This window comes from Vibrio sp. OPT46, assembly GCF_015163535.1.
Lineage (GTDB): Bacteria > Pseudomonadota > Gammaproteobacteria > Enterobacterales > Vibrionaceae > Vibrio > Vibrio alginolyticus.
In genome coordinates this window covers 1-986 of sequence record NZ_JADDYG010000653.1, presented here as the reverse complement: position 1 = coordinate 986, position 986 = coordinate 1, and the positions used below count along the sequence as shown (strand labels likewise).

At 36.7% G+C, this 986-nt stretch carries 2 protein-coding genes; one reads left to right on the top strand and one right to left on the bottom strand.

Features of this window, described 5'->3' with window-relative positions; genetic code table 11:
• Positions 1-127: 127 nt before the first annotated feature.
• Complete coding sequence (locus IQR33_RS24180) at positions 128-421, bottom strand: hypothetical protein (protein WP_025633953.1); 294 nt, start codon at positions 419-421, stop codon at positions 128-130.
• Positions 422-675: 254 nt separating this feature from the next.
• Here IQR33_RS24180 and IQR33_RS24175 point away from each other — a divergent pair.
• Positions 676-986: hypothetical protein (locus IQR33_RS24175; protein WP_193844136.1), on the top strand; the 311-nt coding region annotated here is incomplete at its 3' end.

Genomic DNA, 986 nt, shown 5'->3' with positions numbered 1-986 from the left:
GTAGTCCAACCTTTTCGTTTATAGCACTCAATGTATTCGTCTTTAGTCACGGTAACAAGAAACCTATCTTTGTAAAGTATGCTTAACTATATACGTTAAGCATACTTTACTCAACAACTCAAGATTTTTAGTCTTCGCGTTTCACTAATAACATACTAGAATCTGAGTATTCGTTTAGTTTGCACATAGGCCAGCTCTTAATAATTTCGTAATTTTTTCTGTTGATTTCTAAAGGTACTTCTATCATCACATCAATGAAATGTTTACTGTTATATGGAGTAGACTGCCGATGTAATACAATTTCTAACTTATCTTCGCGTGGGATTGCAGTACTTTTTACATAAACACTCGGAGACACAACAGCCTCTACCGCGGTCCGTTCTCTCAAAAATACTAGCAATTGCTCTTTAATGTCGCTCATTATTTTTTCTCTATTTATTAATAACTTAGCTTATACATTGTGTTTCTGTACACTCAGATATCTGACCATATACAGCGACAAAATCAACCTATAGATTCTGTTCGCACTGTATTTGACTTTTTTCATTAGGATTCTGTGATGAAAGCCTCAAATAAAAATGATAGCCTCAACATATCATTGATACCCATTAATTATCATTGACAGTCATCACCTGTTAATTGACAATGTGACTGTCAATTTTATGGAGAGTCACAATGTCATCAGTCACTGAATCCGTTTTGCAGAATTTGGAAAAAGCAAACGAGAGCGTAAGTCGTACCGAGTCAGAACGTCGAGCAAACATCCTTCAGCAATCGAAGGTTGTACTCGATGAACAGTTTGAAGTCAGCAAGGTCATTCTTAATCACTCAGTTCCACAAACCAAAATGAGCAAAATGTGTGGCTGGGACTCTGTCAACACGTTTAAGAAAAAGGAAGAAGATTGGGTGGAGCAAGGCTATCAACCACCTGAAATGATCCGTGGTAAGTATGCGTATTCGCCAGACTATATTCATGAAATTCTCGA